The sequence below is a fragment of the Streptomyces sp. NBC_00654 genome, assembly GCF_026341775.1.
In the GTDB taxonomy this organism is placed as follows: domain Bacteria; phylum Actinomycetota; class Actinomycetes; order Streptomycetales; family Streptomycetaceae; genus Streptomyces.
On the sequence record NZ_JAPEOB010000001.1, the window covers coordinates 3,494,942 to 3,510,669 of the forward strand.

14 protein-coding genes and 1 pseudogene are annotated in these 15,728 nt (G+C 71.4%); 6 read left to right on the top strand and 9 right to left on the bottom strand.

Features of this window, described 5'->3' with window-relative positions:
- Positions 1–419: 419 nt before the first annotated feature.
- From OHA98_RS14965 to OHA98_RS14975, 4 genes are all read right to left on the bottom strand, one after another.
- Complete coding sequence (locus tag OHA98_RS14965) at positions 420–1,088, bottom strand: pyridoxamine 5'-phosphate oxidase family protein (RefSeq protein ID WP_266926014.1); 669 nt, start codon at positions 1,086–1,088, stop codon at positions 420–422.
- Positions 1,027–1,602, bottom strand: coding sequence for a universal stress protein (locus tag OHA98_RS42655; RefSeq protein WP_323179555.1), 576 nt, complete (start codon positions 1,600–1,602; stop codon positions 1,027–1,029). Before OHA98_RS42655 ends, OHA98_RS14965 begins: the two co-directional genes overlap by 62 nt.
- A 181-nt stretch (positions 1,603–1,783) precedes the next feature.
- Positions 1,784–1,933, bottom strand: coding sequence for a hypothetical protein (locus OHA98_RS42660; RefSeq protein WP_323179556.1), 150 nt, complete (start codon positions 1,931–1,933; stop codon positions 1,784–1,786).
- 82 nt (positions 1,934–2,015) lie between these two features.
- A complete protein-coding gene (locus OHA98_RS14975) occupies positions 2,016–3,047 on the bottom strand; it encodes a zinc-dependent alcohol dehydrogenase family protein (protein ID WP_266926016.1) in 1,032 nt (343 codons plus the stop codon).
- Positions 3,048–3,435: 388 nt separating this feature from the next.
- On the opposite strand from OHA98_RS14975, the gene OHA98_RS14980 reads away from it, so the two are divergent.
- Together OHA98_RS14980 and OHA98_RS14985 are read left to right on the top strand one after the other, a co-directional pair.
- On the top strand, positions 3,436–3,720 hold the full coding sequence (locus OHA98_RS14980; RefSeq protein WP_266926018.1) for a hypothetical protein: 285 nt from the start codon (positions 3,436–3,438) through the stop codon (positions 3,718–3,720).
- A 339-nt stretch (positions 3,721–4,059) separates the two neighbouring features.
- Complete coding sequence (locus OHA98_RS14985; protein WP_266926020.1) at positions 4,060–5,358, top strand: hypothetical protein; 1,299 nt, start codon at positions 4,060–4,062, stop codon at positions 5,356–5,358.
- Positions 5,359–5,415: 57 nt separating this feature from the next.
- Here the strand turns inward: OHA98_RS14985 and OHA98_RS14990 are convergent, their stop codons facing one another.
- Positions 5,416–6,834 (bottom strand): DUF2252 domain-containing protein, encoded by a 1,419-nt coding sequence (locus OHA98_RS14990; RefSeq protein ID WP_266926022.1) that lies wholly within the window; start codon positions 6,832–6,834, stop codon positions 5,416–5,418.
- Positions 6,835–7,184: 350 nt separating this feature from the next.
- Here OHA98_RS14990 and OHA98_RS14995 point away from each other — a divergent pair, with 350 nt between their 5' ends.
- Positions 7,185–9,248 carry a phosphocholine-specific phospholipase C gene (locus tag OHA98_RS14995; RefSeq protein WP_266926024.1) on the top strand — a complete coding sequence of 688 codons (2,064 nt, stop codon included), beginning with the start codon at positions 7,185–7,187 and terminating at the stop codon, positions 9,246–9,248.
- 67 nt (positions 9,249–9,315) lie between these two features.
- On the opposite strand, the gene OHA98_RS15000 is transcribed toward OHA98_RS14995, so the two are convergent.
- From OHA98_RS15000 to OHA98_RS15010, 3 genes and pseudogenes are all read right to left on the bottom strand, one after another.
- Positions 9,316–10,212 carry a DUF2510 domain-containing protein gene (locus OHA98_RS15000; RefSeq protein WP_266927927.1) on the bottom strand — a complete coding sequence of 299 codons (897 nt, stop codon included), beginning with the start codon at positions 10,210–10,212 and terminating at the stop codon, positions 9,316–9,318.
- Between the two features lie 136 nt (positions 10,213–10,348).
- On the bottom strand, positions 10,349–11,077 hold the full coding sequence (locus OHA98_RS15005; RefSeq protein ID WP_266926026.1) for a response regulator transcription factor: 729 nt from the start codon (positions 11,075–11,077) through the stop codon (positions 10,349–10,351).
- A pseudogene (locus OHA98_RS15010) lies at positions 11,074–12,026 on the bottom strand (HAMP domain-containing sensor histidine kinase). Before OHA98_RS15010 ends, OHA98_RS15005 begins: the two are co-directional and overlap by 4 nt.
- Positions 12,027–12,289: 263 nt before the next feature.
- On the opposite strand from OHA98_RS15010, the gene OHA98_RS15015 reads away from it, so the two are divergent.
- Positions 12,290–12,592: a DUF3040 domain-containing protein gene (locus OHA98_RS15015; protein ID WP_266926027.1), complete on the top strand. Its 303-nt coding sequence runs from the start codon at positions 12,290–12,292 to the stop codon at positions 12,590–12,592.
- Between the two features lie 56 nt (positions 12,593–12,648).
- On the opposite strand, the gene OHA98_RS15020 is transcribed toward OHA98_RS15015, so the two are convergent.
- Positions 12,649–13,440, bottom strand: a complete 792-nt coding sequence (locus tag OHA98_RS15020) for a helix-turn-helix domain-containing protein (RefSeq protein WP_266926029.1) — start codon at positions 13,438–13,440, stop codon at positions 12,649–12,651.
- 72 nt (positions 13,441–13,512) lie between these two features.
- Between OHA98_RS15020 and OHA98_RS15025 the strand changes: the two genes are divergently transcribed.
- Together OHA98_RS15025 and OHA98_RS15030 are read left to right on the top strand one after the other, a co-directional pair.
- Positions 13,513–14,748: an MFS transporter gene (locus OHA98_RS15025; protein ID WP_266926031.1), complete on the top strand. Its 1,236-nt coding sequence runs from the start codon at positions 13,513–13,515 to the stop codon at positions 14,746–14,748.
- Between the two features lie 136 nt (positions 14,749–14,884).
- Positions 14,885–15,616: a FadR/GntR family transcriptional regulator gene (locus OHA98_RS15030; protein ID WP_266926033.1), complete on the top strand. Its 732-nt coding sequence runs from the start codon at positions 14,885–14,887 to the stop codon at positions 15,614–15,616.
- The last annotated feature ends 112 nt before the right edge of the window (positions 15,617–15,728 follow it).

Below are 15,728 nucleotides of genomic sequence, written 5' to 3' on the forward strand. Positions count from 1 at the left end.
CTGTCGCTCAGGAGGTAGCTCGCGACAACCTCCAGCCCCCGCCAACCACGTACGAGCGTTTCGGACGCCGATGCCGCCTCCAGCAGAGCCTCCTGGGCGTCGTCGACGCCCGGGCCACCGATCACGGAGAGGCCGCAGTGCCGTGCCTGGAGCTGGGCCGGCACCGGCATGGGCCACGCGGGCAGCGGGCGCACCGTGGCTGTGCGGCGCTCATCTTCGTCGGCGGCCCGATGAGCTGCGGCCAGGCTCTCGGGTGACCCGCCGCGCCCCACTGTGACGACTGACTCCATGACGCCCGCCTCCGTCTCGTACGAAGCTGGTGAGATGTCTGTATCTGCGCGCTGAGGCGCGACTACCTCACTCGAGGAGTACCGCAAAGCGCCCCGCGGGGCAGGTCACAGCGTCAAACGGGTGTGTCGTCAGGAGGGGCCGAGATCATTGATGATCCGTCGCCCCGTGATCCGATGGGGAGTGATCGCCAACCAGATCGGACGGTCCTCTCCCGCCCACGCCAGCCCCGGTGCCGCGGCCTCCAGCGCCCGTACCTCTGCCGCGTCCGTGACAAAGCGGCCCTGGCCAACGACCAGGACGCTCCATCCCCGGCGGAAGGCGTCGTCGATGCGGTCTACCTCGAAACAGACCTCCCGCACCCCGGCGGACGAGGGTGCGGCGCCGAGCGCGGTCCGGTAGAAGATCTCACCGTTGGAAACGATGTAGTTCACGGGTGCGATCACTGGGCCGTCGGGGGTGTCGGTGGCAACCCGCCCCACTCCGCCCTGGGACAGCAGCGCGCGGGATTCGTCCTCGTCGAGTACGCGCAGGGCGGCGCCGGTGGGCGCGGAGCCACGGCCAGGTGGCTCGTCCGCTGTCCTCCCGGTCAGTTCGTCGACGGTGGTATCCAGCGCCTCGGCGAGGCGGAGTGTCACACCGATCCCGGGGGAGCCGCCCTGTTCCTCCAGGTACTCGATGTAGTTCTCCACAGCTCCGCTCCGATCCGCCACCTCCGCGCGGGTGAGTCCCAGTTCCTCACGCCGCGTGTACAGCCGTCTGCCGAAATCGTTCCGATGCCGGGGCGCTGGCCTCTCCATGGCGGTTCTCTTTCTGTTCAGGTCGGCACGACGGCGTCGTGCGAACTGTCGTCGAGAACCACTGTGAGGGCGTCGGGTGTCGGTGGCACCTGAACACGTCGTGCGTCTCCTCCATCCGGCCCACGGCATGGGTGACCGGTCCGATAGGGCCGACGAGCGATGAGTGCCGGATACGCCGGCCGACCACCAGCAGGGAAGCGTCACGAGCCGCTTCCACAAGGTGGTTCACCGCGCTGCCGTGTTGGGATTCCTCTACGACAGCAGCCCCGTCGAAGGCGAAGGCGATCAGCTTGTCGTCGGGGGAGTTCGCGGCGAGGCCGAGGAGCACGGGCCGGTACCGCGTTCCGTTCGGGTCCTGTGGCAGCCCATCGCCGTCCGGCTCCGGCCCCCGGACCAGGACAACAGGGAGCTCTGCTCGGGCGACCACCGTCAGCCCCACGGAGCCGGCCCAGAAGCCACCGAATCTGCTCAGCCCCCGCGAACCAAGAACCAGAAGGGCAGCGCCTTCCGCCACTTGAAGAAGCACCTCCCCGGGCCGACCGGTGAGCTGTTCCTCGACGACTTCGAGCTCAGGGGGGCTCTGCCACAGTTCCCGGCCGCGTCCCGCGGGACACGCTCCGACCACTGACGCCGGGTTTCGTCACCCCTGAGCGGAACCTGGCCGAGGCGGACCGGTTCCCAGACGCTCACCAGCTTCAGTGGCAGACGGCGCAGGCTCGCCCCCTGGCCGCCCAGTGGGCAGCCGCGAGGCTCTCTTCGGCCTGTCCATGGCCGAACTCCTGAGCCGGGTCGTCCGACCGTACGACGCCGTCGATGGCCCCGTGGCCGGCCTGCCCGCCGTGCACGCGGCAAGCCTCTCGGACGGCGAAACCGGGGTGAGCCCGGACGGAAACCGGGGGCGGCCCTGAGTTCCGGCGCCGACGGACGTCAGTCGGGCACCAGTACGGCGGCACCGTTCACCCGGTCGGCCGCCAGATCGGCGAGCGCCCGGTCGGCCCGGCTCAAGGGGTAGGGGCTCACGGTGACCCGGATACCGATACGCTCGGCCAGCGTCAGGAAGTCCCGCCCGTCCTGGCGGGTGTTGGAGGTGACGCTGCGCAGATTTCGCTCCTGGAACAGATGGCGCTGATAGTTCAGCACCGGGATGTCGGAAAGGTGGATGCCTGCGACAGCGAGGGTGCCCGACCGGTCCAGGGCCTCCAGCGCCACCGGGACGAGTTCACCCACCGGGGCGAAGAGGATCGCCGAGTCCAATGGCTCAGGCGGCTGGTCGTCGGCGCCACCCGCCGAAGCCGCTCCGAGTTCCAGGGCGAGCGTTCGTGCCGGCGCCGACCGGGTCAGCACATGAACCGTGGCGCCCTCGGCGAGGGCCACCTGGGCCGCCAGATGGGCCGACGCGCCGAAGCCGTAGATACCCAGCCGCCCGCCCTCGGGCAATGCGCTGCGCCGAAGTGCCCGGAAGCCGATGATGCCTGCGCACAGGAGAGGCGCGAGCAGCTCCGGGTCCCGGTCCTTCGGCAGCCGGTAGGCGAACGCCTCCGGAACCACGGCCGTCTCGGCGAAGCCGCCGTCCGAGTCCCATCCCGTATAGAGGGACCGCGGGCAGAGGTTTTCCTGACCGGCCCGGCAGTACCGGCAACTCCCGCAGGTGCCGCGCAGCCATGCTCCTCCTGCCCGGTCCCCGACGCGGAACAGGCCAACCCCTTCGCCCACGGCCTCGACCCGGCCCACGATCTCATGACCGGGAATCGTGGACGGGTGGTGTGGCGTGAGGTCCCCCTCGGCGAGGTGCAGATCCGTACGGCACACCCCGCACGCTTCCACCCGCAGCAGCAGCTCACCCTGGCCAGGTGCCGACGTCCCCCGCCGGACACGTTCCAATGGCCCGGCATCGATCGGCCCCGGTGTCCTCACGGCCCAGCCACTGTGCGTGACAGGCGCGGATGCGGAAACAGTCATGTTTCAAGCCTGCGGCGAATGAGTGGACAGGGCAAACCGCCCGGTCGTATGTCCGGAGGGCTGAATCGCAGAGAGTCCCCCGGGCCGGGAATTCACCTGGCTCATCGCGCCGCTCCGTGGCATTTGATTCTCTGCAAACCCCTTGGCCAGAGCTCCTGAAACGATCTTTGTCGATGTTTGGGGTCGAGTTTCACGGTCTGACCATTCGGCCGTTCGCGGGGTGCGGATGATCGGCCATGGGTGGTGAACGCCGACTTGTGGCGATGGTCGAGCCGTTCTTGCCTCAAGTCCTGCCGTCGTCAACCCGGTTGGGTCAGTCGAACAAGGCATGGTCACAAGAACGTGAGTGCGTGTAAGCGAAAGTCTCGAATCGGAGAAAGCGGGAACTGTGTCTGAGGTATCTGAACGCCCCAGCATCAATGTGGGTAACAGTGAAGATTTTTGGTGGGGGCAGGTCGAGGTGGTACGGGCGGGTGTCACGTTCGACGGCAAGGCGTGCTTCTGGCTGCGCGGAGAGTCGGGGGGAATCAAAGTCGGTGCATGGTTCTACGGTGACTGCCCTGACATGGCGCAGGTGGGCTTGGAAGCCATCGCCGGCGGCAAGAAAGCGGAGGTCGGACTCGAGGACCACAAGGCAAACTCCAAAGTCAACGTGATCCTCCTCGTTCCTTGACTTCTCAAAGCCGTCAGGTCTCACGCCGTGAGGCCCCGGCGAGCCATCCTCTTGACCCGGCGGTGGTCCTTGGACGTGCGGGTCGCAGGTTCACATCCTGTCGTCCCGACAGCGGATGTCGCATGTCGGAGGCCGTTCTCTCACTGAGTGGGAGGGCGGTCTTTTCCGTGTCCGGGGGCGAAGGCCGCGGTCCCCGCTCCGCGCGCCCCCACGGAGCCGGTTCACGGCGGGCCCGCGGTCCCTTCCCCGGTGAGCCCAACTGAACGCGCCCGTGCCGGGGAGACGTGTATCCAATGGGTGGGGGAGCGGTCCTTCTCCGCAGCCGCCCCTGGGAGCGCCATGAGTCTGCCGTACGAGCCGCCGGACGACGCCCGCGGGACGCTGCCGCGCCGGGCGGGCGGTTTCCGTGCCGGACGGGCCGCGCGGAGTGCCGTCACGGCCGTACTGATCACGCTCGCGTGCCTGCTCGTGCCGGTCTCGCTGCTCACGGTCTGGGTGCACGGCATCGTTCTCGACAGCGACCGGTACGTGTCCATGGTCTCCCCGCTCGCGACGGACCCGGCGATCGAGGAGGCCGCCGTGCGCCGGATCACCGCGGCCGCCGACGTGCGCGTGGACGGGGCACGGGTGACGGCGGACCTGGGGGCCTGGCTGGAGGCCCAGGGGCTGCCGCCCCGTGTCGCCACGGCGGTCGAGGCGCTGGGACCCCAGCTGGACGAGGCCGTGGACCGGGCGGTCGCCAAGGTGGCGACCCGCTTCGTCCGGAGCGACAGGTTCGAGGCGATCTGGACCGGGGCGAACCGTGCCGCGCACTCCTCCGTGGTCCATGCGCTGACGGGGGAGGGCCGCGGTGCCGTGGAGGTCGAGGGCGGGACCGTCACCCTGGACATCGGCGCCGCCGTCGAGCGGGTCAAACAGGACCTCGTTCACGCGGGTCTCTCCCCGGCCGAGAGGATTCCCGAGGTCGACAAGCGGATGGTCCTGTTCCAGTCCGACGAACTGGAGAAGACCAGAAACGCCGTCCGCCTGCTCGACGCCGTCGGCAACTGGCTGCCCGTGCTGACGGTGATCCTGGGCGCGGGCGGAGTGCTGCTGGCCCGTCGCCGTCGCCGTGCGCTGGTGACCACGGCGCTGTGCGCGGCGGCGGCCTGCCTTGTCCTCGCCGTCGCTCTGGCCGTCGCGCGCCGCTACTACCTCGACCACCTTCCGGCACAGGTCCAGTCACGGGAGGCCGCGGCGGCCGTCTTCGACACGCTGGTGCGCTTCCTGAAGGACAGCGTCGGCACCGCCCTCGTTCTCGCGGTCGTCGTGGCGCTCGGCGCCTATCTGTCCGGCACCGGCCGCCTGCCGCGCGGCGTGCGGGGAACGGTGGAACGCGCGGCCGACTCCGTGGCCGGCCTGTGTGCCGCCCACGACATCCGTACCGGCCGTGCCGGAACATGGGTCCTGGCCCATCGCCGCGAGGTCACTCTCGGTGTGCTGGCCGTCATCGCGCTCGTGTTCGCGCTGTGGAACCGCCCGACCGTCCTGACCGTCCTGTCGTTCACCCTGATCCTGCTGGCCGTGCTGGCCCTCATCACCCTGCTGGCGGCCGGCGGCAGGGTGGAGGCCCGCCGGGAGCCCGTGGGCGGACCGTGACGGAGAGCGGGGTGCGGTCGCCCCGTGTCCCTCGGCCGGAGCGGCGCCCCGCGTTCCTCAGCCGGAGCGCGCGGGGACCCGGCCGCTCCTGACCGCCTTGAGGAGCGCGCGGTGATCGCGTTCGTTCTGGTCGGCGTAGCTCTCGGCGAACAAGGCCAGGGCGCGGTCGAAGACATCGCCCCCGCCGAGATACGCGGCGATGGCGATCCTGTCGCCCGACCTGGCATGGGCGCGGGCGAGCGTGGAACCGCAGAGTTCACCGAACAGGCGCATGTCCCGCGGAGACATCAGCGAGGGTTCCGCGACGAACTTCCAGTCACGCAGCTGACGGATGTAGAAGTCGCGTTCCGTGCCGTCCATGCCCAGCGTCCGCTCCCAGCCGAGGAAGATGTCGCTCGCCGCCTGCATCAGACGCTGTCCGGCGACCACCCGCTCGCCCTGAGTGGCGAAATCGCTGCTGCCGAGGTGCGGTGAGAGGACGGAGGCACCGGCTTCCTTGGCCTGGAGGAACAGGGGGTCGTCGCCGTCGCGCCCGAGCAGGAGGACGATCCAGCACCGGGTGCCCACGCTGCCGACACCCACCACCTTGCGTGCCATGTCCACCGGGGTGAACTCCGCGCACAGATGCTGCCGGTCGGTGGGAAGGCTCTGCCGGTACCGGTGCAGCAGGCCGCGGATTTCCTCCTCCATCCGCGCGCCCTCCGCCTCCGGGAGCAGATCGGCGAGCGGGGTGATGACGGGCGGAGCCGCCGTGATGCGCCGTTCACCGTCGGCCAGGGACGTGAGTTTCCCGAAGGCCTGGAGGCTGTCGCGGGTCCTGGCCTTGGCCAGGGAACGGGCCAGCCGCTTGCGTCCGCTGCCGCGCAGGTGCTTCGAGGCGAGAGCGGTGAGCGAGGCGGCGTCGGCGCGCGAATACCAGACGTCGAGCGTGCGCATGCTGGCGAAGCGGCGCATGTGCTCGCGGTACGACTTCACGGTGGAGCGGACGATCATGCGCCGTTGGGCGGCGGAGAAGCCGTTCTCGCGGCCCGCGATGGCGAGGCTGGCTGCCAGGCGCTTCACGTCCCACTCCCACGGACCGGGGAGGGTTTCGTCGAAGTCGTTGATGTCGAAGAGGAGTTGGCGCTCCGGCGAGGCCAGCAGCCGGAAGTTCAGCATGTGCGCGTCGCCGCAGAGCTGGGCACGGATGCCCGAGTCCGACGTCGAGGCGAGATCTCCTGCCATGATCGCCGCCGCTCCCCGGTAGAAGCGGAAAGGGGACTCCGACATGCGGCCGTATCGCAGCGGGACCAGTTCCGGCAGCCTGGTCGCGGACTGCCGCTCGATGACGTCGACCGGGTCGGGCCGGTGGCGGGAGGGGGAGTAGTCGCCGTGCGAGGACCTCGGCGCCCGCCTGCGGGCCGCCCGGCCACGGGCCGCCCGTTCCCGAGGTGAACTCTGTACCCGTCGGGTCGCTGACATGGGTTCGCGCTTCATTCGCCGTCTCCTGACGCGCGCCTGCCCGCGTGCGGCCGCGTCTTCGGCTGTGGCGTACGCACCGGATGCGCGCTTCCCATCCAGCAAACCGCAGATCACGGCGCACGGCATGTCGGGCCGAAGCCGTCGGGGGAGGATCGCGGCCCGTCGCGACGGGCGCGAGCCGGGGCACGGCCGGAGGGCGGGGTGCCACTCGCGGGACCGGGGCCGGCGGTCCAGGCGCGCGAGGAGGGCTTTGACGATGTGTACGGCCGTTGTTCACGACGTCGTCGCGGCCTCTTCCCTTCTGCCCGGTCCTCTTGGAACATTCTGCTCGCTTCTGTTCCCTCACCCCAAGAGGCCCCACACTCATGGCTGATCTCAATCGCCGTCGCTTCCTCCAACTCGCGGGTGCCACAGCGGGATTCGCCGCGCTGTCGAGCAGCATCGACCGGGCCGCCGCGATCCCCGCACACCGCGGCTCCGGCACGATCCAGGACGTCGAGCACATCGTCGTGCTGATGCAGGAGAACCGGTCCTTCGATCACTACTTCGGCGCGCTGAAGGGCGTACGGGGGTTCGGGGACCCGCGCCCGGTGACGCTCCCCGGCGGTTCGTCGGTCTGGCACCAGGCGGACGGGGCCGGCAAGGAGACCCTGCCGTTCCACCCGACGGCCGATGACCTGGGAATGCAGTTCCTCCAGGGCCTCAACCACGACTGGGCGGGCGGCCACCAGGCGTACAACGGCGGCCGCTACGACCGGTGGATACCCGCGAAGACACCGACGACGATGGCCTACCTCACGCGCGAGGACATCCCCTTCCACTACGCGCTCGCCGACCGGTTCACCGTCTGCGACGCCTACCACTGCTCGTTCATCGGGGCCACCGACCCGAACCGCTACTACATGTGGACGGGGTACACCGGGAACGACGGGACCGGCGGCGGTCCGGTGCTCGGCAACGAGGAGAAGGGGTACGGCTGGACCACCTACCCCGAACGGCTGGAGGCGGCCGGAATCTCCTGGAAGATCTACCAGGACATCGGCGACGGCCTCGACGCCGCCGGGAGCTGGGGCTGGATCGACGACGCCTACCGCGGCAACTACGGGGACAACTCCCTGCTCTACTTCAACACCTACCGCGACGCCCGCCCCGGCGACCCGCTCCACGACAAGGCGCGCACCGGTACGAATGTCAAGGCGGGCGACGGCTACTTCGACGAGCTCACGGCGGACGTGCAGGCCGGGAGGCTGCCGAAGATCTCCTGGGTCGCCGCTCCGGAGGCCTTCTCCGAGCACGCCAACTTCCCTTCGAACTACGGCGCCTGGTACATCGCGCGGATGCTGGACGCGCTGACGTCCAACCCCGAGGTGTGGAGCCGCACCGCCCTGTTCATCACCTACGACGAGAACGACGGGTTCTTCGACCACGTCGTGCCGCCCTATCCGCCGTCCTCCGCCGCACAGGGCCTGTCCACCGTCGACGTCGCCCCGGACCTCTACCGGGGCGGTGTCGCGTACGCGGCCGGTGCCTACGGACTCGGCCCGCGCGTCCCCATGCTCGTCGTCTCCCCCTGGAGCACCGGAGGCTATGTCTGCTCCGAGGTGTTCGACCACACCTCGATCCTCCGGTTCATGGAGCGGCGCTTCGGGGTGCGCGAGCCGAACATCTCCCCGTGGCGGCGTGCCATCTGCGGCGACCTCACCTCGGCCTTCGACTTCGGCGCGAAGGACACGGCCCCCGCAGCGCTGCCCGACACCTCCGGCTACGCGCCGCCGGACCACGACCGCCACCCCGACTACCGGCCCACACCGCCCGGAGTCGGCAGCATGCCCAAGCAGGAAGCGGGCGCGCGCCCGGCCAGGCCGCTGCCCTACGCGCCGTACGTCGACGGCGCGGTCAGCGTGGGCGACGGCCGCATCGCCCTGACCTTCAGCCCCGGTACGGCGGCCGGGGCGCAGTTCTACGTCACCTCGGCGAACCGCACCGACGCCCCGTGGACCTATACCGCGGAGGCGGGCCGTACGGTCTCCGACACCTGGAACTCCGCCTACTCGAAGGGCACGCACGACCTCACGGTGCACGGCCCGAACGGTTTCCTGCGGACGTTCAGGTGTCCGGCGAAGACCGCCGGACCCGAGGTGACGGCCCGCCACAACGCCGGCACGGGCAACCTGGATCTGACGCTCACCAACGCCGGGAGCGCGGAGGCGAGGCTCACGGTCGTCAACGCCTACGGCGGCCGGCCGCCGCTGACGGTCACGGTGGGACCGGGGGCGACGGTCCGCCACACCGTGGACCTGAGCGCCTCCCGGCGCTGGTACGACGTGTCCGTCGACGCGGGTGCGGGCACCGGCTTCCTGCGGCGCTTCGCCGGCCATGTGGAGACCGGCGAGCCGGGCGTCAGCGACCCGGCGACGCTCACCGTCTGACCGGTGCCGCCCGGCCGGTGGTGTTCACGGCACTGTGACCGTGAACGCCACCGGCCGGGTGTCCCGGTCAGGCGGTCCGGCCGGTGCCCGCTCCGCCGGCAGCCGCCTTGATGCCCTTGGTGATGTCGTCCAGGACGGAGAGCTCCGGCGCCCCGGCGTTGACGTCGAAGCCGGAGCGGACGACGATCAGCATGTCCTTGGAGGCGGGGGAGGGGAAGGCCAGCGACTCGACGTACCCGTCGTCGCCCTTCTCCGTCACCACCTTCCAGCGCACCGCGTAGCCCTTCTGGCCGGCCACGGTGACCGGCTCGGACTTGAGCTGTTCGTGCGAGGTGATGCCTCCGTAGATCTTCTCGCCGTACGACTCCTCGGCGTTGACCGCGATGTCCTTCTTGGCCGCGGCCTCCGCCGTGGTCGCGTCGAGCTTCAGGGCGACCGCCGGGGCGGAGAACACACCGCCGCGCACGCACTTCTCGCCCGAGTTCCCCGGGCAGGCGTACTCACCGGTGGTGAGCCCGGCTCCGACGGTGCCCGACCTGCCGGTCCAGCCCTTGGGCACCGGGAGGCTGATGCCGCTGGCCAGATCCGTCGCGTACCCCTTCTCGGTCGGCGGGATCTGCCCGTCGGGGCCCTGGCCGCCGTTCCCGTTCCCGCCGCCGTCCCCGCCGTTCCCGTCCGGTGCGCCGGGCCGCCCCGGGCTGCCGGACGGTGCGGGCTGCGGTGCGGTGGCGGCGGTGTCCGGCCGGTTGTCGCCGTCCTCCTGGAGCAGAAACACACCGCCCCCGATGGCCGCGAGCACCACCACGCCGACCGTCGCGCCGACGGCGACACGCGTCCGGCGCCGCCGGATCGCCGCGGGCGGCACACGGAGGTGCTCGGTCCACCGGGTCCCGTCCCACCAGCGTTCCTGGGCGGGGCCAATTCCTGAATGCCCGGGGTCTGGATGCCAACCGGGCGGGCTCATCTGGGTCACGGTGTGCACCGTATGCGTACTGAGTGAGAATCACATGAACCATCGGCACACGAATTCTCGGCGCACGGACGTGGCGCGCCGTGCCGCTCGCACGCGTCGCGGGCCGGCAGCGGACCTCGGAGAGCCGTCAGGGCTCGATCAGACCGGCACGGATCGCATAGCGGGTGAGTTCCAGACGGTCGCGCAGGCCGAGCTTGTGGAGCAGGTTCGCGCGGTGCCGCTCGACGGTCTTGACGCTGATGACGAGGAGTCGGGCGATCTCCTTCGACGAGTGGCCCTCGGCCACCAGCTTGAGGATCTCCTCCTCGCGTTCGGTGATGGCGCGGGCCGGGAGGCCGTCCCCCTCCCTCGCCCGTTCGAGGAAGTGCCGGATCAGCGCGGTGACCGCACCGGGGTAGAGGAACGGCTCGTCGCGCATCGCGGCCCGGCAGGCTTCCACCAGGTCCCGGTCGGCGACGGACTTCAGTACATAGCCCGCCGCTCCCGCCTTGAGCGCTTCGAAGAAGTACTGCTCGTTGTCGTACATCGTCAGCATGAGGATGCGCAGTTCCGGCTGGACCCGGGACAGCTCGCGCGCCGCCTGGAGCCCGGTCAGGCGGGGCATCGCGATATCGAGGATGGCCAGGTCCGGCCGCTCGGCGCGGGCCATCTCGACGGCCTCGGCGCCGTCGCCCGCCTCGGCGACCACCTGGAGGTCCGGTTCACTGTCCAGGATGAGGCGGACACCGCGGCGGACCAGGGCGTGGTCGTCGGCGAGCAGGATGCGGGTTCGGCGCGCCCCTTCCGCCGGGGCGACGGGGGAGGTGGCGGCCGGACCGGGGGAGGCGGGCGGGTACGAGGACATGGGCATGGTCACCGGCTTTCGTTCCGGATGGGCACATCGAGGCGTATCTCGGTGCCTTGCTGGGGGCCGCCGCCGAGGTGGAGTGCGGCGCCGATGAGCAGGGCGCGTTCGCGCATCCCGCGCAGCCCCCCGCCCTCGGGGGCGTCACCGAGTCCCCGGCCGTCGTCGCGGACGCACAGTTCCACCCCGCCCCCGCTGCGGCGCAGCGAGAGCTCCAGACGCGTGGCGCCGGAGTGGCGGACCGTATTGGTGAGGCACTCCTGGGCGATGCGGTACACGACGAGTTCGGCCTCGGCCCCAGTTCGGGCAGGTCCTTCTCCATCCGGCGGCCGACCGTCAGCCCGTCGGGCTTCGGTGTCTCGGTGATCAGCGCCGTCAGGGCGCTGACCAGGCCCAGTTCCTCCAGTACGCCGGGGCGCAGCCGGCGGGCGATCCGGCGGATCTCGTCCAGCCCGCCGCGGGTGACCTCCTGGACCTGGCGCAGTTCGCCCCGCAGCGGTTCGGGGGCCCGGTCGGCGACGCGCTTCAGTTCGAGCAGTACGGCGGTCAGGGTCTGGCCGACCTCGTCGTGCAGCTCCTGGGCGACCCGGCGGCGTTCGGCCTCCTGCGCGGAGAGCGCGCGGGCGTTGCTGGTGGCCCGCTCCGCCTCCAGCCGGTCGAGCATCGTGTTGAACGTCTCGATCAGGTCGGCGACCTCGCCCTGGCCGGCGACCTCGGGGCGCGGGCTCGGGCGCAGCAGGTCGATGGTGGTCATGGCCCGGGTGACCCGCTGGAGCGGGGCGAGTCCGAGCCTGAGCAGGGCCGCGTTGGCGACGAGCATCGAGGCGATGCCACCGGCCAGGATCAGGGCCTCGGTCAGCAGTACGGGGGTGGAGATGGTGATCGGGCCGAGCAGCAGCAGGGCCCCGGCCGCCACCAGCACCGCTGCGTTGAGCAGGAAGATCCGCCAGAACAGGGACAAGGGAGCACGGCCTCCTCAGGTCAGGTGTACGGACAGGTGTACGGAAAGGTGACTGCCTCCACTATTGCCGCCGGCTCCGCGCCGTGCCCCGCCCCGGTCCCCGCGTGCGCCCGCGTGCATGGTGACCGCCCCCGGAAATGGGTGGTGTCCCCGATGGTCCGCGCGGCGCCGCGTCCAGCAGCATGGAGGACGGGTCCCGCCTCCGCGCACCCGGCGGCGACGGCCTCGTACCCATCGGTTTCCGCACCGGGAGGGAGACATTCATGCCCACGTACGACAAACGGCTGCGTGATCTTGAGGAGCGACTGCGTCACGAGGACCCCGAGTTCGCCGATGCGCTGTCCGGCGGCGGCCCGCGTGCCCCGCGCGAGTACCGCCGGGTCCATGCCTGGATCTGGCTGGGTGCCGGGCTCGTGGCCCTGGGCGCCGGAATCGCCGCGGAACACGGTCTCCTGATCGCCGCGGGCCTCGTGGTGGCCGGGGTGGCCGGTCAGCTCTTCGACCCTCAGCGCGGGCGGCGGCCGTACGGTCGCCCGCACGGCCGGAGCGTGCCGCCCGCGCGCTGAGCCCGTCGGACATCCCGGCGCGCGGCGGACCCGGTCACGGCGCGCGGCGGACCCGGTCACGGTGCCCGGTCGGCGAAGTAGGCGGAGGGCGTGACGCCCAGCGTGCGGCGGAACATCGCGGTGAAGGCGCTGGGGGTGGCGTAGCCCAGCTCCGCGGCGACCGCCGTGACCGGGGTGCCGGACGCGAGCAGGGTGACCGCGTGGACGAGTCCGGCCTGCTGCACCCAGCGGGCCAGGCCCATCCCCGTGGCGGCGGCGAAGCCACGCTGGAGACTGCGCGTACTCATATGCGCGAAGGCCGCGGCCCGGGGCGTCGTCCACCGGCGGCCGGGGTGCTCCCGGATCGCCTCGCAGAGCCGGTGCAGCGCCTCGGGCCCGTTGTCCCGGGGAGCCGGCAGATGCAGCGCGGGGACGGGGCGCGGGGCCAGCTCCAGGAGCAGCAGTTCCATGACCCTGCCGTCCCGGCCCCGCGGGTCGTACTCCACCGGAATCCGGGTGGCGTCCTCGATCAGCTCGCGCAGGAGCGGGGAGACCGAGACGACGGTCGGTGCGGTGGGCAGGTGCCAGGAGGGCTGCGGCTCGATGTAGAGGGTGCGCATGGCCACCGCGCCCGCGCAGGTCATGGCGTGGGTGAGCCCGGCCGGTACCCAGACCCCCCGGGTGGCCGGAACCACCCAGACCCCGTGCCCGGTCGTGACGGTGATCGCTCCCGTCGTGCCGTAGATCAGCTGGGCCCGCCGGTGCTCGTGCGGCGGGATGTGGTGGCCGTCCGCGAGATCGCGTGCCATGGCTCCGACGGGCCGGGGCACGTCCTGGTAGTCGTCGCGGAGCTCGCTCTTTCCATACATTGGCGCACTCTCGATAGATGATGGCGCTACGCCGAAAGTATGCCGGTCCGGGCCGTCCTAACGTCGACGCATGTGAACCGACGCCATACCCGCACCGAACCCGAACCCGACCCCGGATCCGGCACCGCTCCGGTACGTACCCGGGGGCTGACGGCCCTGCTCGCCTGCACCAGCGCCGTCACCGCGGCGAACGTCTATGTGAACCAGCCGCTGCTGGCCGACGCGGCGGATTCCCTGGGAGTGCCGGCCGATGTCCTCGGCTCCGTACCGACGGCCACCCAGCTCGGCTACGCGGCGGGCATCCTGCTGCTCGTGCCCGCCGGGGACAGCCATGACCGGCGGCGGCTGATCCTCGGCCTCGGCACGGCCTCCGTGCTCGCGCTCGCCGCCTGCGCCGCGTCGCCCACGGTGTGGTGCCTGGTCGTGTCGAGCTTCCTCCTGGGACTGCTGTCCCCGGTTCCGCAGCTCGTCACGCCCTTCGCCGTGGCGCTGGCCGGCCGGCAGGGCGGGGCGGGAGCGGGCCGGGGAACGCTGGTGGGTACGGTGCAGGCGGGGCTGCTGGTCGGAGTCCTGGCCGCACGCGCGTACTCGGGGGCGCTGGCCGAACTGTTCGGCTGGCGTGCCGTGTACGGCTGCTCCGCCGCGCTGACGCTGCTCCTGATGGCCGTGCTCCGGCGCGCCCTGCCCCGGGTTCCCCCGGCCGCCGGGACACCTGCCTACCGCGCCACGCTGGCCTCGCTGCCGAAGCTCTTCGCGGCCGGCCGGCTCGTCCGGAGCATCACGCTCTCCGGTGCGCTGGTCGGGATCTCGTTCGGCGCGTTCTGGACGGCGCTCACGTTCCTCCTGGAGCGCGCCTACGGCTTCGGCCCCACCGGAATCGGACTGTTCGGCCTGGTCGCCGCGGCCAGCGCGCTCGGCTCGCCGTACGCGGGACGGCTCGCCGACCGCCTCGGGCACCGGCTCTCCCTCGGACTCCTCATCGGGCTGGTCGTCGCGGGGTGGCTGCTGCTCGCGCCCGGCGGCGACGGGCTGCTCTGGCTGATCGCGGGGGTGGTCGTTCTCGACGTGGGCGTCTGGGGCAGCCAGGCCGTCTGCCAGACGGCCCTGTTCACCCGCGACCCCGCCGTGCACAGCCGGCTCAACACGCTCTACTTCACCCTGCGTTTCCTGGGTATCGCGGTCGGGTCGCTGCTGGGCACCCTGGCCTGGGCGGGCGGCGGCTGGGCCGGGGTGGTGGCACTCGGTACGGGGGCGGCAGTGTGCGGCCTGCTGGTCGCGGTGGTGCCCTCCCGGGCGGCCGGGGAGTGAAGGCCGGCACCCGGCCGGACGCCGCCGGGCAGCCGGGCCGCAGGGCCGGACGGTAGCCGACGGGTTAGGTCCGACCACATGGCATGCGTGACATAGTCTGAGAATTCGACCGTCCGTGAGGTGCAGGGAGTGGTGGATGCCCGTCGAGTGGCAGCCGGTGCGGCAGACCCGTACGCATGAGCTCGTGCTCCAGAGCATCGAGGACCGGGTGTCCTCCGGTGAGCTGAGAGCGGGCGACCGGCTGCCGCCCGAACGGGAGCTGGCCCCCGTGCTCGGGGTGAGCAGGTCCGCGCTGCGCGAGGCGCTCCGGGTGCTGGAGACCATCGGCGTACTGGTGGCCCAGCCCGGACGGGGCCCGGACTCCGGCGCCCGGATCGTCCGCAACCCGGACGACGCGCTCGGCCGGCTGCTGCGCCTGCACTTCGCGCTCGGCAGCTACAGCCTGCACGACGTCCTGGAGGCGCGGGTCGTCCTGGAGCGGTCCAGCTTCGAGGCGGCGGCGGGATACGCCGGAGCCGAGGACCTCGACGAGGCGGAGGGGCTTCTGCGGCGGATGGGCGAACCGGACGTCACCGTCGGCGAGTTCAACGACCTGGACACCCGCTTCCATGTGCTGATCGCCCGGAGCTCCGGCAACGCGCTCACCTCCACGCTCACCTCCGCCGTACGCGAGTCGGTGCGTCCGCTGATCCTGCGGGCGCTGGAGGCGGCGGCCGACTGGCCCGCCACGGCCCGCGCGCTCAACGCCCAGCACACGGAGCTGCTGCGCCTGGTGCGCGAGGGGCGCGGCGCCGAGGCCGCGGACCTGGTGGAGGAGCACATCCGGGGGCTGCACGGCACGCTCGTCGACGAGAACGCCGGGAGCTGAGGGTCCGGCACGGCCTGCCGACAGGGCCTGCCGACAGGGCCTGCCGGCAGGGCCAAGGGGACGGTGCGCGACGCACCGTCCCTTTTTCGTGCCTTCACCGTTCCGTATGTGG